Origin of the sequence: Methanoculleus methanifontis (assembly GCF_030464365.1) — an archaeon.
Taxonomy (GTDB): Archaea; Halobacteriota; Methanomicrobia; order Methanomicrobiales; family Methanoculleaceae; genus Methanoculleus; species Methanoculleus methanifontis.
Map to the genome: position 1 here is coordinate 85599 of NZ_VCYI01000009.1, position 26526 is coordinate 112124.

The 26526-nt window shown below is 61.3% G+C and carries 25 protein-coding genes and 1 pseudogene; 14 read left to right on the plus strand and 12 right to left on the minus strand.

The window, feature by feature from the left end:
• Positions 1–6: 6 nt before the first annotated feature.
• Together FGW20_RS08070 and FGW20_RS08075 are read left to right on the plus strand one after the other, a co-directional pair.
• Complete coding sequence (locus FGW20_RS08070) at positions 7–1944, plus strand: sensor histidine kinase (RefSeq protein ID WP_301677572.1); 1938 nt, start codon at positions 7–9, stop codon at positions 1942–1944.
• Positions 1945–2070: 126 nt separating this feature from the next.
• The gene (locus tag FGW20_RS08075; RefSeq protein ID WP_301677573.1) at positions 2071–2784 is read left to right on the plus strand and encodes a DNA alkylation repair protein; all 714 of its coding nucleotides are present in this window, start codon (positions 2071–2073) and stop codon (positions 2782–2784) included.
• 61 nt (positions 2785–2845) lie between these two features.
• Here FGW20_RS08075 and FGW20_RS08080 read toward each other — a convergent pair whose 3' ends face one another.
• Positions 2846–3274, minus strand: a complete 429-nt coding sequence (locus tag FGW20_RS08080) for a pyridoxamine 5'-phosphate oxidase family protein (RefSeq protein WP_301677574.1) — start codon at positions 3272–3274, stop codon at positions 2846–2848.
• Between the two features lie 147 nt (positions 3275–3421).
• Here FGW20_RS08080 and FGW20_RS08085 point away from each other — a divergent pair, with 147 nt between their 5' ends.
• Complete coding sequence (locus tag FGW20_RS08085; protein ID WP_301677575.1) at positions 3422–4579, plus strand: TIGR04083 family peptide-modifying radical SAM enzyme; 1158 nt, start codon at positions 3422–3424, stop codon at positions 4577–4579.
• Positions 4580–4733: 154 nt separating this feature from the next.
• The gene (locus tag FGW20_RS08090; RefSeq protein ID WP_301677576.1) at positions 4734–4916 is read left to right on the plus strand and encodes a hypothetical protein; all 183 of its coding nucleotides are present in this window, start codon (positions 4734–4736) and stop codon (positions 4914–4916) included.
• A gap of 3 nt (positions 4917–4919) precedes the next feature.
• On the opposite strand, the gene FGW20_RS08095 is transcribed toward FGW20_RS08090, so the two are convergent.
• Positions 4920–5669, minus strand: a complete 750-nt coding sequence (locus FGW20_RS08095) for a class I SAM-dependent methyltransferase (RefSeq protein ID WP_301677577.1) — start codon at positions 5667–5669, stop codon at positions 4920–4922.
• A gap of 142 nt (positions 5670–5811) precedes the next feature.
• Between FGW20_RS08095 and FGW20_RS08100 the strand changes: the two genes are divergently transcribed.
• Positions 5812–7005 carry a M24 family metallopeptidase gene (locus tag FGW20_RS08100; protein WP_301677578.1) on the plus strand — a complete coding sequence of 398 codons (1194 nt, stop codon included), beginning with the start codon at positions 5812–5814 and terminating at the stop codon, positions 7003–7005.
• A 17-nt stretch (positions 7006–7022) separates the two neighbouring features.
• Here the strand turns inward: FGW20_RS08100 and FGW20_RS08105 are convergent, their stop codons facing one another.
• Positions 7023–7895 carry an alpha/beta fold hydrolase gene (locus FGW20_RS08105; RefSeq protein ID WP_301677579.1) on the minus strand — a complete coding sequence of 291 codons (873 nt, stop codon included), beginning with the start codon at positions 7893–7895 and terminating at the stop codon, positions 7023–7025.
• 163 nt (positions 7896–8058) lie between these two features.
• On the opposite strand from FGW20_RS08105, the gene FGW20_RS08110 reads away from it, so the two are divergent.
• The 3 genes from FGW20_RS08110 to FGW20_RS08120 all read left to right on the plus strand — a co-directional run bounded on the left by FGW20_RS08110 (position 8059) and on the right by FGW20_RS08120 (position 12334).
• Complete coding sequence (locus FGW20_RS08110; RefSeq protein WP_301677580.1) at positions 8059–8907, plus strand: hypothetical protein; 849 nt, start codon at positions 8059–8061, stop codon at positions 8905–8907.
• 117 nt (positions 8908–9024) lie between these two features.
• Positions 9025–9546: a deoxycytidylate deaminase gene (locus tag FGW20_RS08115; protein ID WP_301677581.1), complete on the plus strand. Its 522-nt coding sequence runs from the start codon at positions 9025–9027 to the stop codon at positions 9544–9546.
• A 364-nt stretch (positions 9547–9910) separates the two neighbouring features.
• A complete protein-coding gene (locus FGW20_RS08120; protein ID WP_301677582.1) occupies positions 9911–12334 on the plus strand; it encodes a PAS domain S-box protein in 2424 nt (807 codons plus the stop codon).
• Positions 12335–12614: 280 nt separating this feature from the next.
• Here the strand turns inward: FGW20_RS08120 and FGW20_RS08125 are convergent, their stop codons facing one another.
• Genes FGW20_RS08125 through FGW20_RS08135 form a run of 3 tightly spaced genes read right to left on the minus strand, consistent with a single transcriptional unit; the run spans position 12615 to position 14711 of the window.
• Positions 12615–13190, minus strand: a complete 576-nt coding sequence (locus FGW20_RS08125) for a class I SAM-dependent methyltransferase (protein ID WP_301677583.1) — start codon at positions 13188–13190, stop codon at positions 12615–12617.
• Between the two features lie 11 nt (positions 13191–13201).
• Complete coding sequence (locus FGW20_RS08130; protein ID WP_301677584.1) at positions 13202–13573, minus strand: hypothetical protein; 372 nt, start codon at positions 13571–13573, stop codon at positions 13202–13204.
• Positions 13545–14711, minus strand: coding sequence for an aminotransferase class V-fold PLP-dependent enzyme (locus tag FGW20_RS08135; protein ID WP_301677585.1), 1167 nt, complete (start codon positions 14709–14711; stop codon positions 13545–13547). Before FGW20_RS08135 ends, FGW20_RS08130 begins: the two co-directional genes overlap by 29 nt.
• A 98-nt stretch (positions 14712–14809) precedes the next feature.
• Between FGW20_RS08135 and FGW20_RS08140 the strand changes: the two genes are divergently transcribed.
• Complete coding sequence (locus tag FGW20_RS08140; RefSeq protein WP_301677586.1) at positions 14810–15121, plus strand: J domain-containing protein; 312 nt, start codon at positions 14810–14812, stop codon at positions 15119–15121.
• Positions 15122–15133: 12 nt separating this feature from the next.
• On the opposite strand, the gene FGW20_RS08145 is transcribed toward FGW20_RS08140, so the two are convergent.
• On the minus strand, positions 15134–16399 hold the full coding sequence (locus FGW20_RS08145; RefSeq protein ID WP_301677587.1) for an APC family permease: 1266 nt from the start codon (positions 16397–16399) through the stop codon (positions 15134–15136).
• A gap of 207 nt (positions 16400–16606) precedes the next feature.
• On the opposite strand from FGW20_RS08145, the gene FGW20_RS08150 reads away from it, so the two are divergent.
• From FGW20_RS08150 to FGW20_RS08170, 5 genes and pseudogenes are all read left to right on the plus strand, one after another.
• Complete coding sequence (locus FGW20_RS08150) at positions 16607–17656, plus strand: radical SAM/SPASM domain-containing protein (RefSeq protein WP_301677588.1); 1050 nt, start codon at positions 16607–16609, stop codon at positions 17654–17656.
• Positions 17657–18151: a siroheme decarboxylase subunit alpha gene (gene ahbA, locus FGW20_RS08155; RefSeq protein ID WP_301677589.1), complete on the plus strand. Its 495-nt coding sequence runs from the start codon at positions 17657–17659 to the stop codon at positions 18149–18151.
• Positions 18132–18629 (plus strand): siroheme decarboxylase subunit beta, encoded by a 498-nt coding sequence (ahbB, locus tag FGW20_RS08160; RefSeq protein WP_301677590.1) that lies wholly within the window; start codon positions 18132–18134, stop codon positions 18627–18629. The genes ahbA and ahbB overlap by 20 nt, the downstream gene beginning before the upstream one ends.
• Positions 18626–19822: a radical SAM/SPASM domain-containing protein gene (locus FGW20_RS08165; RefSeq protein WP_301677591.1), complete on the plus strand. Its 1197-nt coding sequence runs from the start codon at positions 18626–18628 to the stop codon at positions 19820–19822. The genes ahbB and FGW20_RS08165 overlap by 4 nt, the downstream gene beginning before the upstream one ends.
• 183 nt (positions 19823–20005) lie before the next feature.
• A pseudogene (locus tag FGW20_RS08170) lies at positions 20006–22128 on the plus strand (catalase).
• Positions 22129–22234: 106 nt separating this feature from the next.
• On the opposite strand, the gene FGW20_RS08175 reads toward FGW20_RS08170, so the two are convergent.
• The 5 genes from FGW20_RS08175 to FGW20_RS08195 all read right to left on the minus strand — a co-directional run bounded on the left by FGW20_RS08175 (position 22235) and on the right by FGW20_RS08195 (position 26309).
• Positions 22235–23251 (minus strand): AI-2E family transporter, encoded by a 1017-nt coding sequence (locus FGW20_RS08175; RefSeq protein ID WP_301677592.1) that lies wholly within the window; start codon positions 23249–23251, stop codon positions 22235–22237.
• 183 nt (positions 23252–23434) lie between these two features.
• Positions 23435–23881: a DUF3887 domain-containing protein gene (locus FGW20_RS08180; protein ID WP_301677593.1), complete on the minus strand. Its 447-nt coding sequence runs from the start codon at positions 23879–23881 to the stop codon at positions 23435–23437.
• Between the two features lie 182 nt (positions 23882–24063).
• Entirely contained in the window at positions 24064–25098 is a 1035-nt protein-coding gene (locus tag FGW20_RS08185) for a PDDEXK family nuclease (protein ID WP_301677594.1), read from the minus strand.
• 120 nt (positions 25099–25218) lie between these two features.
• Positions 25219–25512, minus strand: a complete 294-nt coding sequence (locus FGW20_RS08190) for a nucleotidyltransferase family protein (protein ID WP_301677595.1) — start codon at positions 25510–25512, stop codon at positions 25219–25221.
• A 413-nt stretch (positions 25513–25925) separates the two neighbouring features.
• Positions 25926–26309, minus strand: coding sequence for a hypothetical protein (locus FGW20_RS08195; RefSeq protein ID WP_301677596.1), 384 nt, complete (start codon positions 26307–26309; stop codon positions 25926–25928).
• Between the last annotated feature and the right edge of the window lie 217 nt (positions 26310–26526).

Here is a 26526-nt window from a genome sequence, read left to right on the forward strand (position 1 = left end):
TCCGATATGGAACAACTGGAACTCCTCCGAAGAACTCTCCGTCCCCTGCTGGAACGGCTCCCTGCAGAAGAGCAGAAGGAAGTTGTCGCGGCACTCGCCGGGATGGAGAGCGGCATAGCCAGTCTTACGGCAGGCTACGACCATATCCAGAGATACCGAACGGTCTTCGAGAACACCAGCACTGCAGTCGTCGCCCTAAAAGCCGATTGCACCATCAACCTTGCAAACACGCAGTTCGAGCAACTTGCCGGGTACCCGAAGTCCGAGATCGAGGGAAAGAAGCGCTGGACAGAGTTCGTCGTCTCCGAAGACCTCGCGAGGATGAGAGAGCAGCACCTGCTCCGGCGCGAGAGGGAAGAAAGCGCGCAGACCCAGTATGAGTTCAGGTTCCTCTCGCGTACCGGCGAGATCCATGATATCTTCGCGAACATCGACATGGTTCCCGGCACGAGGGAGAGCATTGCCTTCCTGTTCGATATCACGGAACAAAAGAAGACAGAAGAGATTATCCGTCAGACCGAGGCCCAGTTGACGAACGCGATGGATATTGCCCAGCTGGTGGAGTGGGAGGAAGACGTCGAATCCCAGACGTTCACGTTCAATGACCAGTTCTATTCCCTGTACGGCACGACCGCGGCCAGGGAGGGCGGGAACGTGATGCCCATGGAGAGGTATGCACGGGAGTTCGTGCATCCCGACGACCTCCAGGTCATTGCCGAGGTGATGGCCAGAACGACAGAAGGAACCGTTCCGGAAGTCCAGCAGGTGGAGCACCGGATAATACGCAAGGACGGCACGATTCGCCACATCATCGCCAGGATCAAGTGCGTGAAGGATGCCAACGGGAAACCCGTGAGAGTCTACGGGGCGAACCAGGATATCACCGAACGCAAGCGGATGGAGGAAGCGCTGCAGAAGAAGAATGCCGAACTGCAGACCATCATAGACAACATCCCTGACCTCGCCTGGCTGACGGATACCGACTCACGGTTCATCGCGGTGAACAGAAAGTTCAGCGAGGTTGTAGAAGTTAACCCGGAGAACCTGATAGGCAATACCTGTGATCTCTGTTTCGGAAGGCGCGCGGCAGAGATATTCGAAGAAGAGAACCGGAAGGTGATGGCGAGCAAAGAACAGGCAGTCGCCGAAGAGAGTTTCATCAACGTGGGGCAGAGCGGATCTATCTTTGAAACGATACGGTCGCCAATCCTGGACAGATCCGGGGAGGTTATCGGAACGGTGGGCATCGCACGCGACATCACCGGGCGCAAGAAGACGGAGGAAGCGGTCAGACTGGCAAACAAAAAGTTGAACCTCCTCTCGAGCATCACCCGGCACGACGTCCTCAACCAGCTCACCGTGGTTCTCGGCTACCTCCGTCTTGCTGAAGAACAGGTAACCGATCCCCTCCTCCGCGATTACCTCGAGAAGATGAGCAAGGCCGGAGAGATAGCCCGTCGCCAGATCGAGTTCACCAGGGAGTACCAGGAGATCGGCGTCCGACTGCCCAGATGGCAGGATGTCAGATCAACGATCCTGCAGGCGACAAAAGACCTCACCCCTGGCCTGGTGACGCTCTCGGTCGATATCCGGGACGTCGAGGTCTTTGCAGATCCGCTCCTTGAGAAGGTCTTCTACAACACGGTGGAGAATGCCCTGAGACACGGCGGAAGCATCACGAAAGTCAAGTTTTCCGCCGAAAATTCAGACGGCTGCCTGCGGATCGTCTGTGAAGACGACGGAACCGGTGTTCCCGAGAGTGAGAAGCAACACATCTTCGAGCGAAGATATTTCAACCACACCGGATTTGGGTTGTTCCTCGCAAAAGAAGTCCTCGCCATCACCGGGCTCTCCATCAGGGAGACCGGGGTGCCGGGAGAGGGAGCACGGTTCGAACTCCTGGTGCCGGCGGGCGTGTACCGTCTGAACGGTCAACAGTCGTGACCTTCCGATAGATCCCCGCATTTCTTGCTCTGCACGCCGTCACCAGGCATTCCCCGTGCCCGGATAGGGCGGAACGTGGATATGAATGGCGCATTCTTTATCACTTCCCCCTCCGTACACCTGCACATGGACCCGGTCGTCGAAGCGATACGGCAGGAGTTTGCGGCGCAGGCGGACCCCGAACTCCGGGCGAGCGGTCAGCGGTTCTTCAAGGAGGAGGTCCGGTGCTACGGGATGAAGACGGCAACCGCGACCGCGATCGCAAAGAAGTACTGGAAGAAGGTCAAAACCCGCAAAAAAGAGCAGATCTTCGCCCTCTGCGAGGAACTCTATAGATCGGGGATGATGGAGGAGGCGTTCGTGGTATCCACCTGGGCCCAGCGGCTCGCCGATCGCTACGAGCCGGACGACATCGTCGTCTTCCGGCACTGGATTGAGACCTATATTACCAACTGGGCCACCTGCGACGGCCTCTGCACCCATGCCGTCGGGGACTTCATCGTCCGGTATCCGGAACATATCGAGGAACTGAAACGCTGGACGCAGTCTGAGAACCGCTGGATGCGCCGGGCGGCGGCGGTCTCGCTGATCGTGCCCGCAAAACGCGGGGAGTTCCTCGACGAGGGCCTTGCAATCGCCGACCTCCTCCTGACCGATGAGGACGACCTGGTGCAGAAAGGCTACGGATGGCTCCTCAAGGAGGCGAGCCGGAAGCACACGGACGAGGTCTTCTCCTACGTCATGGCGAAGAAGCGGGAGATGCCCCGGACGGCGCTCCGGTACGCCATCGAGTTGATGCCGAAGGAGTTGAAGGCGGAGGCGATGAAGAAAGATTGGTAAGCCTCGCGTGAGGTTCTATCGATACCCCTGTACTTCACTTCATGCGAAAGCGCAGGGTGGCTCAGAACCTGATCCGGGGCGCCTCGGCTTCCCGCATGTTGTTCTCCATCGTCCAGAAGTACGCCTCACCGTGCGCCACGCGGAAGACGGCGAGTTTTGGGTCGTCCGCGCCCGACATCCCAATCTGAAGGAGCCACGGCCGCTCTTTGACGAGCCGCTCTTTCAGGGCCGGGTCATCGAGGAACTCGACCGCTCCCGCAATCCGCATCATCATTCCTTTACCCTCGGGATTGTAGAAGCAGAGCTCGACCTTCGGGTTCTTCGTAAGCTGCTGCCAGACGCTCTTCGGTGTTCCGGTGTGGTAGTAGAACCCGGTCGCATCGGCAAACCACATGGCAAACGCCCGGACCCGGGGCTGGTCGCCGTCCATTGTCGCGATATAGGTCACGGGGTTTTCGTTTGCGAATTTCACGCAGTCGGAAAAGTCCATTTTCCTTCCTCATCCATCAATACGGAGAGGAAGTAAAAAATGTTTCCGGGAAAACTCGGGCGGAATCGGACAGGAGATCTGCCCAGATCCGGGGTTCCGGCGCCCATATAAATAGGTATTAAAGTCTTCAAGGAGAATCTCGGTACAATGAAGAGCCCTTTTCACGTCATGATCATCCCCACGCTCGGTTGCCCCTCAAAATGCCATTACTGCTGGAGTTCTGATGAAGGGTCTCCCGTGATGAGTATCGAGACCGTCCGGGAGATCGCGGAATGGCTCAAGGACTACCAGTCCAACCAGGTCACCATAACCTTCCACGGGGGAGAGCCCCTCCTTGCAGGCGCGGACTTTTACCGGCAGGCCCTCCCCACCCTCTCCGAAGGCCTCGCCCATCTCGAACCGACGTTCGCCCTGCAGAGCAACCTCTGGCTGCTCACCCCGGAGATGGCTCAGATATTCGCAGAATACAATATTCCCATCGGCTCCAGCATTGACGGCCCCGAGGAGATCAACGACACGCAGAGAGGGAAGGGCTACTTCAAAAAGACCATGCGGGGCTACGAGATTGCAAAAGCAAACGGACTCGAGGTTCGGTTCATCTGCACGTTCACCTGCCGGTCGGTCGAGCGTAAGGAGGAGATCTTCAACTTCTTCCTTGAGAACGGCTTTCCCCTCAAACTGCACCCGGCGTTGCCGTCGCTCCGAAGCGAGGACCCGAAAGAGTGGGCGCTCGAGCCGGAGGTCTACGGGGACCTGCTGGTCTACCTCCTCAATAAATACCTGGAAAACCAGGGCAAAATCGAGGTCATGAACATCAACGACCTCTGCAAGTGCGTCTTTACCCGGCACGGCACCGTCTGCACGTTCGTGGACTGCATGGGAAGCACCCTTGCCTTCGGGCCTGACGGGAGCATATACCCCTGCTACCGCTTCGTCGGGATGCCGGAGTACGCGATGGGGAACGTCTACGACCATCCCACAGCCGAAGACCTCGCCCAATCAGACGCCTGGAAACTCATGCACGCATTCAAGGAATACGTCGACCGCGAATGCGCAGGGTGTCCCCACATCAAGTACTGCCGGGGCGGGTGCCCCTACAACGCGATAACGCCGACAGACGGCGAGATCCGGGGCGTCGATCCCCACTGTATCGCGTATAAGCGGATATTCGACGAGATCACCGACCGGTTGAACGAAGAGATGTTCGGCTCCGGTGACATGGAGATGGAAGAGTTCGGCTCGCCGTTTGCGAGGGGGACAAAACCCGGGATCATGGCGATCCTGCGCGCGATGGCGACAAAGTAGGCGCCCGTTACCGTTCCCGGATCTCGTTAACGCTGTTAACGGCAATCCGGGCACGCTACGAAGGCTGCAAACCATCTCAATACCGCCGGTGGCTACTTCTTTCCCGTCGCCTTGAAAACGTGTAGCAGAAGACCCCGTCCAGTTCAGAGGTGCGGTGCAGGCGGCCGTCGCGGACGGGACCCTCTCTGCAGCACGGCTGGAGAGTTTCCGGAGGCTCATGCGCGAACTCGCGTTCGAAGAGGAGAAAGCGGAGATCGGACTTGTAAGGCTCGAGAAGAAGCGCTGGAAAGGGATCGGAAAACTCGCAAGGGATATCGGGAAGATGAAGGGGAGGTGACGCTCACCCCTTCTTTTGCAGAATGAAGAACTCGTAGCCGTACTCGTCGGCATGCTCCCGGTAGACGGCGATCTCCCGGTCGGCGAACTCAATCTGCGCCTCTGCCTCGGGATTTCCGGCGACTTTCGGCCGCAGGTCCTCTACCCGCTTGAGGACCGGCACATAGTAATTCTCCCACCATGCGGACGCAGGCAGCGGAAAGGTCGCGACGATCTCGTAGCCGGCGCTCTCGGCGATTGCGCGGTTCGCCGCGACCGTCGTTATCGCCGGGTAGCAGTCGTTCCAGAACGCCGCCGCCTCCGGCGAGGGGTGTTCGGTGAACCAGACGGATTCGGTGAGGCAGAGGTAGCCGCCCGGCCGTAGCAGCCGCCTCCACGAGACAAGCCCCTCCTGGAACCCTATGACGAAGATCGAGCCCTCCGCCCAGAGGACGTCGAACGATGCGTCATAAAAAGGCAGGTCGTCCATCGAGGCGCGGACGGTGGTGATCCGGTCGCCCACCCCGGCCGACGCCGCCCGTCGGCTGAGCTCGTCGAGGAACGGCTGGTGGACATCAGTGGCGGTGATGCGGCAGTCAGGGCAGGTCCGGGCCAATTCAACCGTCTGCATCCCAGTCCCACACCCGACATCCAGGAACTCTGGCCGGGCGGGGAGGTCGGCAAGCACCGAGAAGGCCTTCCTCGTACACTCGTTGCTCCCCGGCCCCTGGCGGGGCAGGCCCTCGTGCATCGTAAAGACAAAAGGTGTTTTCATGACAGTGATGCGTCGTGCGGCTCTATAACCCATGCGGTCGGAATTGCCCCCGTTCATCGCGGGAAACCGCCCGTGCCGAACCCGGAGTTATACGCGAGGTTGCCCCGCCAGAGCTAAATACGATCGTCGCCCACTCATGCGTATGGAGCATAAGACCCCCGCCTCAGAACTCCGGGACCGTATGGAACGGTTCCGGCTCCGTATGGATGCCAAGAACCCCTCGTGGGAGTTCGCCGCGATCTTCGGGCGGACAAACCAGTTCTACTTCACCGGGACGATGCAGGACGGGGTCCTCCTCATCCCCCGCGACGGCGAGGGCGTGCTCTGGGTGCGCCGGAGCATTGAGAGGGCGCTCGACGAGTCGCACTTCCCCGAAATCCGGCCGATGAAGAGTTTCCGCGACGCGGCTGCCGGGATGGACGCATGCCCGGAGACGGTTCACGTGGAGATGGAGACGGTGCCCCTCGCGCTGCTCGAACGCTTCCGGAAGCACTTCCCGATCCGCGAGATAAGATCGCTCGATGCACAGGCGGCGAAGGTCAGGTCGGTCAAAAGCGCTTACGAGCTCACGATCCTGGAGCAGGCCGGGAGGATTCATCGCCACGTGCTCGAAGACTGCGTCCCCGCGATGCTCAGAGAGGGGATGAGCGAGGCGAAGCTCGGGGGTGAGGTCTTCTCATGCCTGGTCCGGGAAGGACATCATGGGATTGCCCGGTTCGGGATGTTCGGGACGGAGATGATCCTCGGGCAGCTCGGGTTCGGGGAGAGTTCCATCTACCCGACCGGTTTCGACGGACCGGGCGGGTGCCTCGGAGCAGCTCCCGGCGCGCCGGTGCTCGGCAGCCACGACCGGAAACTTAAGGCAGGGGATCTGGTCTTCGTCGACTGCGCATGCGGGGTGCAGGGCTACCACACCGACAAGACGATGACGTACATGTTCGGGAAACCACTCCCCGAGGAGGCGATCGAGGCGCATCACCGGTGCGTGGAGGTCCAGGACGAGACGGCGTCCATGCTGCGGCCGGGGACTGCGCCCTCGGAGGTCTACACGACGATACTCGACGGCCTGGAACCCGGGTTCCTCGAGAACTTCATGGGGTTCGGTGAGCGGCGGGTGCAGTTCCTGGGCCACGGCGTCGGCCTCGCCGTGGACGAGATGCCGGTGATCGCCCGGGGCTTTGACGAGCCGCTCGAAGAGGGGATGGTGATCGCCCTCGAGCCCAAGAAGGGGATTGCAGGCGTCGGAATGGTCGGGATCGAGAACACCTTCGTGGTCGGCCGCGGGGGCGGCCGGTGCATCACCGGGACGAATCCCGGCCTCATCCCGGTGGAGTGAGGGGAACCCTCGCCCCTCTACGTAGGATTTGCGGCAAACGGCTGGGCCTCCAGAACCTCCTGCCCGAGGAAGTCCAGCAGTTCGCGGTTGACCTGCCCGGCGTGGGTCCAGATAATCCCGTGCGGCCCGCCTTCAACCACCACGAGGCGGCCGTCTTTGACCATCTCTGCGGTGCGCTTTCCCGAAGCGGCAAAGGGTACGATCCGGTCTGCGTTGCCATGGATGACGAGGACAGGGACGTCAATACTGGTAAGATCGTCCCGGAAGTCGGTCAGCCACGCGGGGACACAGTCGAGCGTGCCCACAGGAGAGGCGGCGGCCGCGACGTTCCAGCTGAAGCGGACGGCCTCGTCGCTGATGAGTTCTCCCCCGAGGACGTCGACGTTGTAGAACTCCGAGAGGAACGCGGAGAGGAACGCCGGACGGTCGGCGGCGATGTTCTCCATGATCCCGTCGAAGACGCTGCCGTCCACTCCTTCGGGATTATCAGACGTTTTGAGCAGGAACGGCGGGATCGCGGATATGAAGACCGCCCGCTCCACGCGATCGCTCCCGTAGGTGCCGAGGTATCGGGCGACCTCGCCGCCACCCATCGAGAATCCGACGAGCGTGGCCTCGGCGAGGTCGAGTTCCGCCATGAGTTTGTGCAGGTCCTCGGCCAGGGTGTCGTAATCATAGCCGAAGGTCGGTTTCGCGGAGTTCCCAAACCCCCTCCGGTCGTAGGCGACGACGCGGTAGCCTGCATCAAGCAGCGCCGGCACCTGCTTCTCCCAGGACTGTCCGGAAAGCGGCCAGCCGTGGATCAGGACGACCGGCTTACCCGCACCGTGATCCTCGTAGTAGAGGTCGATGATGCCCAAATTTTCCTTCCCGACGGTGAGATACGGCATAGGAACCTCCAATGCTATGGGTTCCCGGGAGCCGCACAACTATAAAAGATTGTAGCCCCGCCTCGTCTGCCCGGGCGTGGGAAGGGGCAAGCGGTCGGGATGGAGAGACGGACGCCTGAAAACCGGCAACTATAATACCGCCAGTTCCCTGAAGGTTTTACTGATGGGGACCCACGCAAAGACGCTCAGGAACCTGCTCATCGCGGCGGGCATCCTCATGGCAGTTCTCTTCGTAATTGTCGCGCTGATCGCGGCAAATCTCGGCCAGTCCGCGTCCGAGAGTTTCAGGTCGCAGTACCACTACGAACTGAAGATCTCGACGTCGGGGCCGATCGAGGACGCGGTTCTCCTGATCCCTCTTCCATCCCGTTACGATCCGGAGACCGGAACGAACGTCACCCCGATCAATCTCTCCCGGGCGAGTCTCCGCAACTTCGACAGGAGCGGGATATCGGTGAAGATCGAGGACTTCGACGGGGTTCCTATGCTCAACATCTCGGCCGACCGGATCGGTCCCATCTACAAAAACCGCATCACGCCGATTCCGATCATGCCGGGGCAGAACGAGTCGGAACTCCCGAAGCCGACCCAAATCTACTCCGACCGCTATTCGGAGGAGACACCAGTTCTCGTCGAGATGGAACTGTATAATATGATTGGTGCCGATCCGAACCACGAGATCGAGACCAGGAGGCCGATTGGAAACGAGCCCCTCGTCATGCCCTACCGGGTCGTCAGTACCCTGAACGCCTCAGGAGGACCCATCGACGCCTATTACGTGAGCCCCGGGTCGTCCGGCTACGTCGTCGAGGTGCCGTTCATCCTCTCGTTTGACGCTGAGGACGAGAACGTCCTCACCATCTCGTCCGATTTCCTGGGGACAAATCAGTGGTGGATTCTCGGGTGGCAGTCGAACTCGTACCACGAGAGATTACGCCACGAGTTCACGGGCCCGTGCAACGGCACCTATCCGGTGCGAGGCGTCCTCGTGACGGGTGAAGGCGTATACTGACGCCCCACCGAGCACCGGCATGGGGGCATAAAAACGCCTCATTTTAATCCCGCACCGCAGAAGATCTATCATGAGCAAAAACCTGAGCGGGCGCAACTCACTATCGGAGGGACGGGTATGACGGATCGGCATCCCGACGCACCGCCCGTACCGCCCCGGGCCTCGCGAACCGAGTGGTACATGAATATCGCGGTCGAGACCGCCCGCCGTTCAACCTGCATCCGGCGGTGCTACGGTGCGGTCGTGGTCAACTCAGCAGGGGAGATCGTCTCCACCGGGCACAACGGTGCGCCGCGGGGAGAGGCCCACTGCGATGAGTTGAACACCTGCATAAGGAAGCAGTACAACATCCCCTCCGGCGAGCGCTACGAGTTCTGCCGCTCGGTGCACGCGGAGATGAACGCGCTCCTGCAGGCGGGACGGGCCGCCGCCGGGTGCACGATGTACCTTGCCGGGTTCGAGCGCCTGACGGGGGTGCCTTCCTACGACCCGCCCTGCCTGATGTGCTCGAAGATGCTGGTGAACGCCGGCATCGACAGGGTGATGGTCAGGACACCGGATGGGCTTGAGGAACTCGACCCGCAGGAACTCTACCGGCAGCATCTGGATCGCGTGATCGCAAGGGTCTCGGGGAAGTAGTATACGAGAAGGCGCCGGAACGAACCTGGCCGACGGGCCGAAAAGAGATATCGGAGCCCCCTACGACCCCAAGATGGCGACACGGGCTCTTTTAGGAAGAGGCAGGGTGAGGACCTGTTCCGGCAGTGGGGAACAGGTGTCCCGAATCAACCGGGTTCTCGTGCCACTCGCCGACCCGGCTCGCTCCACCACCTCGCATGACGCTTCCCGGTTAACGTTGTTTCATAACCCCCGTCCAAATGTTGACATAAAGGCATTTTCCCACCGTACTCCAGGAGAACCTGCGTAGCCCAGGAGCGCTACCGTTAATACTGCTAATGTGAAACTCACTGTACCTGCTGTTTAATAGGAGTCCCTACACCAGATGCCAGCGCCCCCAGAAACTCCACGGAGGAAGCCTGATCCTGCCGGGCGGGATGAGGTTCCACAGGAGAACCCTGCAGAGACCGAACGGCTCGTCGAAGAGCGGATCAGTGAACTCCAGGTAGAGATTGACGCCCTTCGCCGGGAGAACGAAGAACTCAGGCTGGCCGAGACCGAATGCAGGAGAGACGAAGAGGCGCTGCGCCGGGAGAAGGATAGGGTGGGTGCCATCCTCTCCGCCCTTGATACGGGGCAGTCCCTTGTCGACCCGGATATGACGATCGTCTGGGTCAACCAGGAGGCCCGTGACATACTTCCCGAACAGGAGCCCATCGGCCAGAAGTGTTACCGCTATTTCGAAGGCCTGAACGAACCGTGCGAAGTGTGTGCAGCACGGCGTGTCTTTGCAACGGGCGAGGTTACAAGAGTAGAGAAGTGCGTCTCGCGCCGTGGGCGCTGGATGAATATCGTTGCTCAGCCGGTGAAAGATGCATCCGGCCGGGTAACACATGTTCTCGAGAGTTTCACCGACATCACCGAGCAGAAGCAGGCGGAAGCAGCCCTGCGGGAGAGCGAGGCCAAGTACCGAACCCTGGTGGAGACCGCTCTCGACATCGTCCTCATTCACGACAGTGAGAAGATCCTCTACATCAACCCAACCGGGGTGAACCTTCTTGGCGCATCCTGTCCGGATGAGATCCTCGGCAGGAACTTCCTTGAGATCATTCATCCCGACTTCCGCGACCGTATCCGGGAGAATGTTGCGATGGATCTCCTGGGCGAGTCTTCGCCAACCACCCAGCTCCAGATCCTCCGGCTGGATGGAACCCCTTTCTGGGTGGAGGGGAAAGGAGTCATGACCTACATTGCCGGCACCCCTGTCATCCAGGTGATCATGCGGGACATCACCGGGAGAAAGCAGATGGAGGATGCCCTCCGGGAGAGCGAGGAGCGGTACCGTTCCCTCGTCGAGCTCATGCCGGATGCCGTGGTCGTACACCAGGACGGCATCATCGTGTACGTGAATCCCGCCTGTGTCCGGATTGCGGGCGCGAAGAGCCCTGAAAATATCGTGGGCAAACCACTGGATCTCTTCGTCTCCCCCGAATACCGCGAGCGTATCGCCGGGCATATCCGCCGGATGGAACAGGAAGGCACGTCTACCTCATTAGCCGAACAGGAACTCAGGACCCTCGACGGCCGGGCGATCCAGGTCGACATCACGGCGACCCCCATACTCTACCAGGGCCAGCCTTCTATCATGGTTGTTTTCCGGGATATCGCCGAGCGCAAGCAGGCTGAGGCGAAACTCCGTGCCGTCATGGAAAGAGAGCATCTGAGAGCCACCGAACTGGATGCGACTCTTGCCTCGATCGCATCGGGCGTCATCATCTACGATACCACCGGGGCTATTGTTCGGGTGAACGAGGCGGTGCGTAAGATGATCGACAGAACACCGACATCTTTTGATCCAATCCGCTTTGAGGAGCGCCAGGCGGGTTTTGGAGTCTTGCAGGAGGATGGGGCGCCGCTCTCCCTCGAGGCGACCCCCTACTACCGGGCGTTGCGCGGAGAGACCGTGCAGGGAGAAGAGGTGATGGTTACCCGCCTGGACCGGGAACCGCTCTGGGTGGACACGTCGGCAGCCCCTATCCGCGATGCCGGCGGTGCTATCGTCGGGGCCATTGCCATCCTCACGGATATTACCGAGCGCAAACGTGCGGAAGAAGCGCTCATACGCCACACTGAGGAGCTCACCCGGCTCCACCACGATCTGGAGACCTCAAATCGGGAGGCGAACCTCTACCTTGACATCCTCACCCACGATATCGGCAACACCGAGAACGTCTCCAGGCTTTACACCGACCTGCTGCTCGAGACACTCGATGGCGAAGCCGCCGGATATGTGGGGAAACTGAAGCGGAGCATCAACAAGAGCATCGAGATTCTGGGCACCGTCTCCACTATCCGCCGGATTCATCAGGCTTCGTTGGAGCTTAAAGAGACGGATCTCGATAGAGCAATCCAGGGAGCGATCGAGGACTTCCCCACCACCGCCATCTACTATAACGGGACCTGCCATCAGGTCCGGGCAGACGACCTTCTTCCGGTGGTCTTCAACAACCTCATCGATAATGCCATCAAGCACGGCGGTCCTGATGTCGAGGTCGCGGTCCGGGTTGAGGAGCTGAATGGTGAGGTGCAAATTTCGGTCGAGGATACCGGTACGGGCGTGCCGGATGAGGAGAAGGAGGCAATCTTCCACCGCTACCAGCAACAAAAGCGGGGCGTCGGCGAAGGTCTCGGCCTCTACCTCGTGCAGATACTGGTGGAGCGCTACGGAGGACGGGTCTGGGCCGATGACCGGGTGCCGGGCCACCCCGGGGAAGGCGCAGCGTTCCGGTTTACCCTGAAGAAGGCATGAGAGAAGAGAGGGACAGATTGCAGCCGCTGCATCCATGGGGGCGGCGACGACATCATCCTCCAACGCCTGCACTCCCCACCGGGATCAGTACTTCGCTATTCTGACACCCGGTATGGAACGAGGCGGTCGCACGCGACACCACAAAGCAGAGTTGGCAGCACACGGACACTGGACTTCGCACCTCTCGGTGCTCGAGCTCCATTCCTCACATCAGACGGAACATCCAGAGAAGGAAAGCATCTTCAGAACCTTTAGCGTAGTCCCGGGGCCGGTGAGTGTTCTACCGGCCTTTCCTCGCGGCGATAACCGAGAACCCGGCCCTTGAGTCGACCTCCACCACGCGAAACCCGGTGCGTCCGAGGAGTTGACGGACTTCATCCGATGAGTAAAACCGGGCGCGGGAGAGGAACCGGTGTTTTTCTCTCTCGTGCAGGTATTTCCGGGCAACCTCTCCTTCGCGTTCGAGGAACGCGAGGACAAGCGAACCCCCCGGGACGAGGATCCGGTGGATTTCGCGAAATGCCAAAACAGGATCGTCCAGGAAACAGATGACCGTCACCATGAGCGCGGACGAGCAGGACCCGTCCCTGATCGGGATCGATTCCGCTCGCCCGCGGATCACCTCGATCCCCCGGCGCCACGCCATCCGCCCGAGGGCACATGAGGGCTCTATCCCGAGCGGGACACCGAGGGGTGCGGCAAACCTCCCGGAACCGACCCCTACTTCGAGGGCACGGGAGTCCGGGCGAGGGAAGAGGCGCCGGATCCGGGCGATTTCTGCGTGGTACTCGGCTCGGTGCTCCTCGAACCAGCGATCATAATCTTCGGCAAACTGCTCAAATACGTCCCCGGACATTGCGCCTTCCGTCAATCAGGTCCGTACAGGTGTTCTCTCACCCGTTTCCCGACCGCCTGCTCCCTCTGCTTCAGCACCGAGAGATCCACCGGCCCTTCCCGATAAGAGGTGAAGAGGAAGTAGAGGAACTCTACCGTCAGATCCATGACCTCCTTTTTGAACCTGACCTCAACGGTGGTGTCCCCGGCAAGGCCTTTGATGGAGAACCAGTCGGGTTTCTCGAACTTGTAGAACCCCTCGCCGAGGTTGGGGAGCGCTTCAACCTCCCCGAAGTTCTCCAGGTAGGCAAAGAACCCCGCCGGCACCGGTTCACTGAGGAGAAACTCCTTCATGAACGAGCCGTCGGCACAGGATTTATGGCGAACCGAACGAAGAATTCGCATTTTGTGCAATCTCCTTTACTGCTTTTGCGGCGGTCCGGCACTCACCGTCCGTGGTAAACCAGGAGAGGCTGAGCCGCACGGAGCCTTTCCCCCCGTCAATCGCCCGGTGCACGAGGGGTGCACAGTGCAGCCCAGTGCGGGCGACGATCCCGTAGGCACGGGCGAGGATGAACCCCACGTCGTCGTTCTCCATGCCGTGGATGTTGAAGGAGACGATCGGAAGGGCGGGCGACTCGTTATAGACCGTGATGTTGGGCTCTTCCTTCAACGCCCCGATGAGAGACGCCGTCTGACGCTCCGCTTTCTCTGCGATGGCCTCTACCCCGATAGCTGCGATGTAGTTCACCCCGGCAGCGAGGGCCGCAAGGCCGGGATAGTTGTGCGTTCCGGTCTCGAACCGCTCCGGCATCTCCCGCGGCTGGAAGAGCGAGAAGGAGTCCGTTCCGGTCCCCCCGTAACAGAGAGGAGCGATCGATTCCGGGTCTTGCAGGTAGAATCCGCCGGTACCGGGAATCCCAAGAAGGCCCTTATGGCCGGTGAAGACGTAGGCGTCGACCGGGAGTTTCCCAAGATCGACGGGTATGTGGCCGGCGGTCTGTGCTCCGTCGACGATGAAGTAGACGCCGTGTTCGTGCAGGAGTTCCCCCATCCGGGCGACGTCCTGCACGGAGCCGAGCACGTTGCTCCCGTGGGCCGTGACCATGAGCCGGGTATCGGGCGTGACGGCCGCTTCGACGGCGTCGGGGCGAACAGCGCCGTTCTCGAAGGGGAGGACGGTCAGCCGGATACGTCCCTGCCGCTCGAGCTCGTGAAGCGGCCGCAGAACCGAGTTGTGGTCAAGCTCGGTCGTGATGACGTGACACCCGTCCTCTCCGGCGAGAAATCCCTGGATGAGGATGTTTAGTGAATCGGTCGCGTTCTGGGTAAAGACCACATGCTCCGGAGGGGCTGCGGCAAGGAGGCCCGCGAGCGCCTCCCGCGCCAGCGTGATGTAGTCTTCGCCCTGGCTGCCGGTGGTCCTTCCCGACCCGAAGACCGGGAGCGCAAGCGATTGCCTGACAGCCTCGAGCACCTCCGGGGGTTTCGGCCAGGTCGTGGCGGCGTTGTTTAAGTAGATGATCGGCGGTTTATCTGCCATAAGACTCGTTTCCAGTGAATCTATCGTCCGCGGCCAAAAAGAGATCGCTTTGGGCACTTCGCAACACTTATCCTGCGGACACGGTATACGGATCTTCAATGGCCACAATAACCGCCGGACGCGTGAGGGAGGCGGCTGAGCTGCTCGGCATCCGTGACCGGGCCAGCCTGAGTGAGATTCGCGTGCGCTACTCCGAGAAGATCAAGGAGTGGCATCCCGACGTGTCGCGAAAAGACCCGGCGGAGTCCCACGAGATGACGATACGCTTAAAGGAGGCCTACGACCTCCTGGTCGACTACTGCATGAACCGTCCTGTCTCGTTCCGGCTCGAAGACCTTGAACGGGACCTGGAGCAGAGCCCCGCCGATTACTGGATGGACCGGTTCGGCGACGACCCGATCTGGGGCTGACGGTCTCCCCAGTCACGAACCGCGCTGCCCCTGTGCGAGAAAGATCGGTATGCCCGCCAGCATGACCGCGCTCCCGATACCGACGGCTGTTGCCGGCAGCGTGAACGCAAGCACGAGGCAGCCCAGAAGGCCCAGTAGCGCAAAATTTCTGCTGTACAACCTCTCCTGCCCCGATAACGTGTATGCAGAGAGGTTCGTGACCGCGTAGTACAGCAGCACGGTAAACGAACTGAACCCTATCGCCGCGCGGAGGTCCGCGAGCAGCACCACCGCGACCAGGATTACGCCGACCGTCAGTTCGGCAAGGTGCGGGACCCTGTGCGCCGGGTGAACCCGGGCGAGGTACGAAGGCATCTTATGGTCCGCCGCCATGGCAAAGAGCATCCGGCTGATGCCCGTCATCAGGGAGAGCAGCACCCCGAGTGTCGCGAAGGTCGAACCGACCCTGATGATCCACTGCCACGATTGAAAACCTGCCCCGGCAAGCGCCGTCACCAGGGGCGCGTCGGACTCTGCGAGCAGGGCAGGCCCGACGAGGAGGAGCGCCGAGACGACGACGGCAACGTAGACGAGGAGCGTGATGCCAAGACCGAGCACGATCGCCCGGGGAATGGCCGTCTCCGGGTCTCTGACTTCCTCTGCAAGGGTGGCGATCCTCGAATACCCCGCAAACGCGAAGAACCAGATCCCTGCCGACTGCAGAACCCCGTACAGGCCGTTCTGTCCGAGGATCGGGCTTACGTTGCCGATATCCGGCTCGCCGACGAAGAGGAGGGCGACAACTGCGGCAAGAGAGAGCAGAACCACCACCACGATGACCTTCGTCGCACGGGCGGTCTTCTCGATCCCGTGGTAGTTCAGCACCGTGAACGCGATCACCGCCCCTGCGGCAAGGGGCCGTGCATACTCCGGAACCAGGTAGTAGCCGAAGGTGAGCGCGACGGCAGAGCAGCTGGCGAGTTTCCCGACCACAAAACCCCAACCCGCAATCCAGGCCCAGAACTCGCCCAACCGTTCTCGTGCGTAGACGTAGGTGCCGCCGGACGCCGGGTAGAGGCGGGCGAGTTGTGCGGAGGAGGAGGCGTTGCAGTACGCCACAGCGGCCGCAATCGCGAGGCCGAGAAGCAGCCCGGCCCCGGCCGCGGCCGCCGCAGGTGCAAGAGCCGTGAAGATGCCGGCCCCGATCATGGAACCGAGCCCGATGAAGACGGCGTCCCCCGTAGTCAGCCTTCGCGAGAGCCTGCTCGGCCGAATTTCTCCGCGAGGGGTCGTTGCCATACGTCCTCCACGGTCACGACGAACGGCGGGATAGTTAACCGTTCTGGCGACGTGAACGAACGCCGGAAGGGAAAGGAAAGGTGCCGCCACGGGCGGGATACCCTGAAATTTCTTCATTTTGCCGGGAACTGCGATACTTTGATATAGGGTTGTCCGGGTATACCCACTCCTCTCTTCGGGGGAGCGTATGAGACTGGTGATCGGTTGATGCGGAACAGTATCGGGGACGGCGCGAAGAGCGAACCCACCCTCATATCATGGAACGTCACCTACCGGTGCAACCTGCGGTGCGCCCACTGCTACATGGATTCCGGAGACGGGGGAGGGGCCCCGGAACTCACCACCGATGAAGCGAAGATGCTCATCGACCAGGTTGCGCAGACCGACTCCCCGGTGCTGATCCTCAGCGGGGGAGAACCCCTGCTGCGGGACGATATCTTTGAGATTGCCAAATACGGGAGTTCTCGCGGGCTCAGAATGGCTATCGGGACGAACGGAACCCTGATCGGCGACCGCACCGCAGGGAGGCTCGCCGGGGCGGGCATCCGGAAAGCGGCGATAAGTCTCGACTCGGCGGATCCGGATACGCACGACCGGTTCAGGGGGGTGACGGGTGCCTGGGAGCGTGCCGTCGCGGGCATCGAGGCCTGCAGGGATGCCGGCATCCCCGTCCAGGTGCATACAACGGTGACCCTGCAGAACCACCGCGAGCTGGAAGCTATCGCGGATCTCGGCGAGAGCCTCGGGGTGCACGACTTCCAGTTCTTCTTCCTCGTCCCCACAGGGAGGGGAAAGGAGGTCGTCGACATCTCCCCGGAGATGTATGAGTCCCTGATACGCCGAATCCTCCGGCTGAGGGCGGAGAAGGGTCTCTCCATCCGCCCGACGTGCGCCCCGCAGTACGTGCGGATCGCGTCCGAGATGGGGCTACCTATAGCCGAGGGAGAACGGGGGTGCATCGCGGGCATCCGCTACTGCAGGATTGACCCGACGGGCGAGGTCACACCCTGCCCCTACCTTCCGCTGGGTCTTGGGAACATCCGGGAAACTTCGTTTGCGGAGATCTGGAGGGGGTCGCAGGTCTTTGCGGCCCTCCGGTCCGGCGAGGGCCTGACGGGCAAATGCGGCGCGTGCGAGTACCGCGTTGCCTGCGGCGGGTGCCGCGCCCGGGCATACGGACTCACGGAAGGGAATTCACAGGCCGGCGATCACCTGGCAGAGGACCCCTGGTGCCTCTATGAGCCGGGGGTGCGGTGAGTGCGCCTCGACCCGCTCGACCGGGTGCTCCTCCAGCGGGTGCAGGACGACTTTCCCCTCGAGCCCCGGCCGTACCGGGTCATCGGCGAAGCGCTCGGGATGCCGGAGCAGGAGGTGCTGGAGCGGCTGGCAGATCTCTCCCGCCGGGGGGTGATCAGGCACATCGCGCCGATCCTCGAACCCGGAAGCCTCGGCATCCGCGCTTCCACGCTCGTTGCGATGCGGGTGCCGGAGGAGCGGATGCACAAGGTCGCGGGGATCGTGAACGAGTACGACGGTGTGTCGCACAACTACCGCCGCGACGGCGAATACAACCTCTGGTTCACCGTCGCCGCTATGGGAGAAGAGGAACTTCAGAGGATACTCGAGGAGATCATGCGGCGATCGATGATCCCTCCCAGGGGCGTCCTGAACCTCCCGATAGTGCGGAGGTTCAAACTCGACGTCCGGTTCCGGTTTTTAGCAGAGGAAGACGATGATGGACGAGATCGATAGAGATCTACTCATATTGACACAGGACGGCATCGGGCTTGAGGAGAGGCCGTTTCTCTCCGTAGCAGAGCGGCTCCGGATCAGCGAGGAGGAGGTCGTCGCACGGCTGCGAAGGCTTGGGCAGATCGGCGTCGTCCGCCGGTTCGGGACGAGGATCAACCCCCGGAGGGCCGATCTCATGGCGAACGCCATGGTGGTCTGGAGCGTCCCTCCGGATCGCATCGCCGAGGTCGGAGCCGCGATGGCGGAGAGCCCCGACGTGACCCACTGCTACGAGCGCCGCACCGTCCCCGGACGCTGGGAGTACAATCTCTATACCGTGCTCCACTGCCGTGACCGCGAGGACGCGCTCCGCAGGGTCGCGGCCCTCTCCCGGGCGACCGGTGCCGCCGACTACCGGGTTCTCTTCAGCACCGAAGAGTTCAAGCGGCGGCCGAGCGGCCGGATCGACCCTGCGGCAGGGCCGGAGCGTGGGCGATGAACCGGATCACCAGATACCTGCACGCAGGCGGCACGGTCAGCGAGGTGCTCCGGCACCGTGCGGCCGGTAAGACACCGAGCGGCATCCTCGCGTTCTCAGAACTCCGCCGGCCGGTCGTCTTCTGGAACATCACGAACCGGTGCAACCTCCTCTGCTCCCACTGCTACATCCGGGCAGGACCGGGAGAGCGGCGGGAGAACGAGCTGACGACAGAAGAGGGACTCGGCCTGATCGACGACCTTGCAGCGATGCGGGTCCCCCTCCTGCTCTTCTCCGGCGGCGAGCCGTTGGTCCGGGAGGACTTCTGGGATCTTGCCGGACACGCGAAGGATCGCGGCCTTACCACCGCCCTGAGCACCAACGGCACGCTGATCACGCCCGCCGTTGCACGGCGGCTCCGCGATCTCGGGGTGGAGTATGCGGGGGTCTCGCTCGACGGCGCGACCGCACGGACCCACGACCGCATACGAAACGTCCCGGGGAGCTTTGACCTGGCCGTCTCGGCGCTCGAAAACTGCAAGGCTGCCGGGCTGAAGTGCGGCGTCCGGGTGACCGCAACACGGGAGAACCGCACCGAGATCCCCGCCCTCATCGACCTCTCGCTGGAAGTCGGGGCAGAACGGTTCTGCGTCTACTGGCTGGTCCCGAGCGGCCGGGGAGGGGAGGGCTACGATGGCCTTCAACTTCGATCCCGTGAGGTTGCCGATCTGCTCGACCTGCTCTTCGAAAAAGCGCACGACGTCGACCCGGGGGTCATGGAGTTCCTCACGGTCGACGCACCCCAGGACACCATATACCTGCTCAAGAAACTGCAGGAGGAGGATCTCCCTCGATACGAGAGCATGTGCACGCTCCTCGCACGCTCCGGCGTCGGGTGCAGCGCGGGGGACCGTGTCGCAAACATCGATCCTTCTGGTGCCGTCTACCCCTGCCAGTTCGCCCAGATGGACGAGCTCAAGGTGGGGAACATCAGGGAGAAGCCGTTCAGCACCATCTGGAACGACCCGGAGAACCGGATCCTCGCCGACTTCCGGAGAAAGAAGGATCTGGTCGGGGGCTCCTGCGGGCGATGCTCCTACCGCGACCGTTGCGGTGGGGGGTGCAGGATCCGGGCGTTTGCCGATACCGGCGACCTCTGGGCCGAAGACACGCTCTGCCCCGTCCGCCGCGAGGAGCCACGGGAAGGGGCGTAATCGGGGAGGCCCGATCCCCTGAATATCTGTTTTCAATGTGTATTTGGCGGAGATGGCCGTTCTACGAGCCCGCCCGCGCCGCGCAGTTACATTTATCAGACCCGACCGGGATGTGGGGGCACGCCCCCCCGGGAAGAGCAGGGGTGCATGACCGGCCGGGGCGCGAGGGTTGCAGGTGAGAGTATGGATGAGAAGAGAAAGATAGGTGAGAAGAGCAAGCAGGAGCAGCTCGACGGGTTCCGCCAGGACCCGGAGCAGGAGTACCTGACGACGAACCAGGGGCTTCGGGTCAGCCATACCGATGATGCGCTGAAAGCGGGAGAGCGGGGGCCGACGCTCCTTGAAGACTTTCACTTCCGCGAGAAACTGACGCATTTCGACCACGAGCGGATCCCCGAGCGGGTTGTCCATGCCCGGGGTTCGGGCGCTCACGGCTACTTCCAGGTCTACGAACCGATGACCGAGTATACGAGAGCAGCGTTCCTCCAGGATCCGGGGAAGAAGACACCGGTCTTCGTCCGGTTCTCGACCGTCGTCGGATTCCGCGGCTCCGCTGATACGGTCAGGGATGTCCGGGGGTTCGCGACGAAGTTCTACACGGAGGAAGGGAACTACGACCTCGTCGGCAACAACATGCCGATCTTCTTCATCGTGGACGCCATCAAGTTCCCCGACCTCGTTCACGCCATCAAACCGGAGCAGCACCACCAGATGCCGCAGGCTTCGGCCGCCCACGACACCTTCTGGGACTTTGTCGGGAACCTGCCCGAGATCACGCACATGATCATGTGGGTCCTCTCGGACCGTGCGCTCCCGCGGAGCTACCGGATGATGGAGGGGTTCGGGGTCAACACCTTCCGGTTCGTCAACGCTGAAGGGAAGGCGCGGTTCGTCAAGTTCCACTGGCGGCCGCTGCTCGGCGTCCACTCGCTCGTCTGGGACGAGACGCAGAAGATTGCCGGAAAGGACCCGGACTTCAATCGCCGCGACCTCTGGGAGGCGATCGAGATGGGGGACTACCCGGAGTTCGAGTTCGGGGTTCAGATGATTGAGGAGGCGGACGAGCACAACTTCGACTTCGATATCCTGGACGCGACGAAGATCTGGCCCGAGGAGGAGGTGCCGATCCGGTGGATCGGGAAGATGACCCTGAACAAAAACCCGGACAACTTCTTCGCGGAGACCGAGCAGGTCGCTTTCTGCCCGGCGAACGTCGTGCCGGGGATCGACCTCTCGAACGACCCGCTCCTCCAGGGCCGGCTCTTCTCGTACCTGGACACCCAGCTGATACGCCTCGGCGGCCCGAACTTCCAGGAGATCCCGATCAACCGGACGCTCGCGCCCGCCGCGAACAACCAGCGGGAAGGCTACAACCGGATGACGATCAACATGGGCGAGAGCAGCTACTTCCCGAACGCGCTCGGCGGGAACAAGCCCCGGCCGGCCCGGGTGGAGGAGGGCGGCTTCGTCCACTACCAGGAGAAGATCGAGGGCAAGAAGATCCGTGCACGGAGCGAGAAGTTCAACGACCACTTCAGCCAGGCGAAGCTCTTCTGGAACAGCATGTCGGACGCGGAGAAGGAGCATATCGTCAAAGCCTTCCACTTCGAACTCGGGAAAGTCTCGGACTTCGGGGTCAGGAAGAGGGTGGTTGACCTCATGAACAACGTCGACGGCGATCTCGCGATACAGATCGCGGAAGGGATCGGGGTGCCGCCACCGGCGGAGAAGGGCGCATCCTCCGGCACGAAGAAGTCTCCGAACCTCAGCCAGGAGAGGACCGTCATGGACACGATCAAGAGCCGGAAGGTCGCAATCCTCGCGATGGAGGGCTACAACCACGACGAGGTGATACAGGTCAAGAAAGCGCTCAAAGATGCCGGAGCTCACCCACAGATCGTCTCGCAGTTCCACGGCACGGTCAAGTCCGCCGACGGCAAGGAGATGGAGGTAGACAAGAGCTACGTCACCACCACCTCGGTCGTGTACGACGCCGTGTATATCCCGGCGGGATGCATGCGGAGACCCTGAAGAACCAGGGCTTCGCAGTCAACTTCGTCAACGAGGCCTTCAAGCACTGCAAACCGATCGGGGCGATGGGAGAGGGAATCGAACTTTTAAAGGCCTCCGACATCAAGGGCGTGGCCTTCGTCGATGCCGGCACCGGAGGGGAGGCCGTCTCCGAGATGGGGGTCGTGACCTGCGGGAGCCAGGGGGACGTGAACTCGTTTGTCGAGCAGTTCAAGACGGCCATCGCCCGGCACCGCCACTGGGACCGGGAGAAGAAGGAGCAGGTGCCCGCCTGACATGCCCTCTCTTTTTTCATCGGTAGAACGAGAGGGCGATCTCCTTCCCTGCACCCCCTGGCATGTACGGTGAGAATAGATTCTCGCCACACAAAATACCGGCAATTTACCGGCCGACAGGTTCTCTCCCCTCGATGAGGATCCGGTAGACCGTTATAACCCAGGTCAGGATCAGCGGCCCGAAGACAAAGCCGAAGATCCCCATCACGTACAGGCCGCCGAAGATCCCGATCCAGAGGATGACCGGGCTGATCCCGGTGTGCCCGCCCATCAGGACGGGACGGATGTAGGCGTCGGGAAAGGCGGCGACGACGGGATACCCGACGGCGATGAGGAGTACGGCACGGATAATATCGCCCTCGAGCACGGCAAGGAGGGAAAAGAGGACCATGATGAACGAAGGGCCTATAATAGGCACCAGCTGGAAGACACCTGTAATGAAGGCGAAGAAGAGGGTGCGATCGTACCCCATGAAGTAGAAGAACGGAATGGCGATGAAGAACGTGATTACGGCGACGATGACCTCGACGATGTAGATAGCGTAGAGCGTATCCACCGAGCGTGCCGAGATCTCTCCGACGGCGTAGTCAAGCCGATCCGGCAGTCTCTGCCGAATCTCGGCATAGACCCTCTCTCCGAAGAGCAGGGCCAGATAGAGGACCAGAAAGAATGTTGCGGCACGGAGAAAGAAGCCCGGAACCGCAAATACCTGCGCGGCCAGATACTCAAGGCCTCCGGCCAGCCCTGCGTCCAGCCCTCTCCAAATGGTTTCCGGTTGGATAAAGGGCAGGAACTCGAAACCGCCGGCCTGAATCTCGCCGAAGACCGAGGCAAGACGTGCCACCGTATCCCTGAAGTAATCGATGTTCTGGTAGAGTATACCGGCGACGAAGAGCCCCAGGATCAGGAGAAGAGCAAAAGCCGTGATTGTCGTTGCCATGGCGGCGAGAGGGGGCCCGAACCTGCGGTTCAGCCTTCTTTTGAGCGGCATCGCGACCACGGCGAATGTCATGGATAGGGCTATCACGTCGAGGAGTGGGCGGAATACCACGGCCGCAACAATGAAGATCGCAGCTGCCAGGAGAAGATCCCCGTATCCACGGAGGAAGTGGTCTCTGCACATGAACCGTCGTGAGTAGTCCGATGAGGAGATAAAGGGTGAGGGAGAGGTGCCGGTGCGATACACTCCTCACCCCGGTGGGGAGGGAAAGGTTCGACCCCAAGAGAGCGTGAACAACGTTCTCCCGATATGGCAGGTGGCTGCGGGGCCGACCGATACGTTCCCGCCGGACAGATTTAAACTGCCTCAACTGCGCAGCTTCGGCGAGTTGAACCAGAGGCCGTGGAGCCGGTGCGACTCGTCGCCCTTCTGGAAGACGAACCGGAGAGCAACGCCGTCTTCCTGCTCGAACACTGCCCGGTAGGTCACGGCGATGTACTCGCCGGCCTCTGTGACGACGGGATCGCTCCTGGATTCATAGAGCCCGATCCGGGACGTAACGTCTTCGTGGTTCTGCTCGAACACGGCTTCGTCCAGGGCCTGTCTCATCTCCGCGCCGAAATCGCGGGAGTACATCGTGTAGTTGCCCTCGTTGAAGCCCTGCATGACGTTGTCGGCGATCGGGTCCGCGTATGCAAGCACCTCCGCCTTCATGTCGCCGGAGATCACCGTCTCCTGGCTCATGCAGCCGGATGCAGCGGCCGCGGCGAGGAGGAGCAGGGCGGTGAGGAGCGGGATTTTGCGGAGATTCATGAGATAGAGTCGGATAGGGGAGGGATTAAGGTAGGGGTTGGATAACAGGGGCGGCATCGAGGAGACAAAACGATCCAGCGGACACGGCGCTTGAACCCCGACAATACCCGCCGTGTACGAACGTGAACGCCCACGGGATGTTCGATGGCGTTGATCGAGGTGGCGGGGGTGGCGACCAGCCTCTATCCGTTCCTTTCCTGCAGCAGGGTGGAGATGTCTTTCTCGGTCCTGCAGAGGCGCACCATCGATTGGGCAATCCAGTACGGGTCGATCTCTTCCCCGAAGAAGAACAGAAGCCTCGTCCACCCGGAAGGATCGGTAACCAGCTCGACCCTCTGCGTCTCCGGGATGGCCGTGGCGAGGTGCTCGCGGAGTCTGGGGAGGAAGCCTGCGGTCGTCGGGTACTCCTTGTGGTTGACCTGAATCTCGATACTTATTGAATCCCCCCAGTCGGTGAACCCGTAATGCACCGTTCTCGGCCACCCTTCGCGGTATACGCGGACGCTCTCTTGGGTCGCGTGCGTTGAGAATATGGGCGGCTTCATCTTCGAGAACTTCTCGGCGATCAGGCGAAGCCGTAACCTCTGCCCCTTTATCTCCGGATCGACCTCTCCCGATACCAGGAAGCGGGAGTGGTAGAAGTACTCGTGCCTGCCGAGCCGGTAGCGCTCGACCACCAGCAGCCGGAGATCGAGATCGCTGTGTTCGTTGAGGTAACTGAACTCCCGGATAAGGTCGTCCGGGGCAGCGTCGAGGACGATGATGCCCCGAACCTGCCCGGCTCTCAGATACGATGCAACGTTGCTCTTCACCAGGGCGAGCCGGGCCTCTGGGTTCTCTTCCCCCTCGGCACCGGCCATGGACTGGAGTGTTTCTTCGAGAAGGCCTGCAGACCTCTCGTTCACCTCGTCGGGCGAAAGTCCGCCCATTGCAGAGAGGTTGTCGCAGAGCCGGCCGATCATTTCGCGCCGCGACTCTTCGTTCCGGGCCAGTTTCACCTCGACGAGGACCGGCTGCCCATTGCTGTCGACGAGAACGATATCGGCGAATCCGTTCTCAAACGGCAACTCCCGGCAGATCGTGACGAGCGCGGAATCGCCCCGGTCGACGAGGAGCACCGGGTGCTCGGCAAGGATCTCCTGCAGTTCGTATTCATTCTTGAAGGGTTCCGGCTGCTGGGCCAGCTCGCTCCCTTCGCTTATTCGTATCGCGGGCATCGAATCTCCATAGCGAGTATGGAGGGGGAGGTTGATATGTTTATCAATAGAACGGGTATCGCGTCGTTCGCGTGTCAGGCAGCGCCAGCCCGAAGTTACCGCCCACGCTCCTGCTCGATCTCATGCAACAAGGAGGTCCCGGGTAACCGATCTCCGGATCTCCGGGCGGAGTGCCGCCGCCGGGACGACGTCCACGCCGGACCCGAGTTTTTCTTCGAGGTACTGTGACAGCCCGACGAAGTCGAAGAGATCCGCACCGGAACCGAACTCGACAAGTACGTCGATATCGCTGCCCTCCCCCTGTTCTTCACGGGCATACGATCCGAAGAGAGCGATGCTCTCGACGTGATAGCGCTCTCTGAGTTCGGCCTTCAGGGAGCGAAGGATCTCGAGGACTTCGGTGCGGGTTTTCATGTGCACAACGCTCCTGCTGTATCTCCTCTTACGCTCGCGGATTGCTTTAATCTATTGTTCGCCGCGAGAGCATCGGCCCCGGTCATCGCGGTATCCTCTCCCGAAGGTGGTGCCGGCACGGCAGGCCCCGGCACCGGTGCTTTTCAGGCCGGGTCTGTTGGATCCACCGGGTCAAACGAGAGATTGTGCAACGGTCCATTGCACTAACGTGATGGTGTAACGGTATTGGGGACCGACGATACCCGGGAATGCGCCAATTCTCCAACCGGTGGTTGGAGATCTACAGGAGGAGATTCTGGCATCGATGGTCTCCGGCGTATGGAGTGTTGTCTTTGGGGCATACGCCGCCCTGAAAAACTCGCACAACCTGTGCGAGATATCGGGTAGGTGAGAAATGTGAGTTTATCCCCCCATCACTGCGCCGCCTTCTTCTCCTGCACCGGGGGATTCTTGATCGTAACGTCGATCGACTTCGAGTTCTTCCCGCGAACCTCCACCTTGTAGGTGCCCGGCGCCGGGAACTTGTGCGCGAAGAACGTGTAGGTCTGCGGGCCGCCGGCGGAGAGGTCCTGCTTCTTGCCGACCTGCTCGCCGTTGATCCACAACTGCGCTTTGAAGTGCGTATCCCAGTCCGAAGACGGAACTCCTTCGTTGTCGAACCAGTAGCCGATGCTCACCGAGACGTCCGGGAAGAAGTACACGTTGCCCTTCTCGTCGCGGCCGCCGCCCGTGCTGCCGCTGACCGTGGCAGTCGCTTCGACGGAGTTGATGGTTGCATCACGGTATGTTGGAGCCATGGGGGCACATGTATAAAAGAAGTATAATAAATTACGTGTGCAGTTCGTTGGTGCTGCACCTCGTCGAACTCCGTCCCGAAAGTTACGACAATGTACCAGGGGCACATCTATTCTCCAACAACGGGTTGGAGATTTACAAATCGAATTCTACCGCCATTAGTCTTAGAGGCACACGCTGCCTTCAGAAACCTCGCACGGATGGTGCGAGGAATATGCG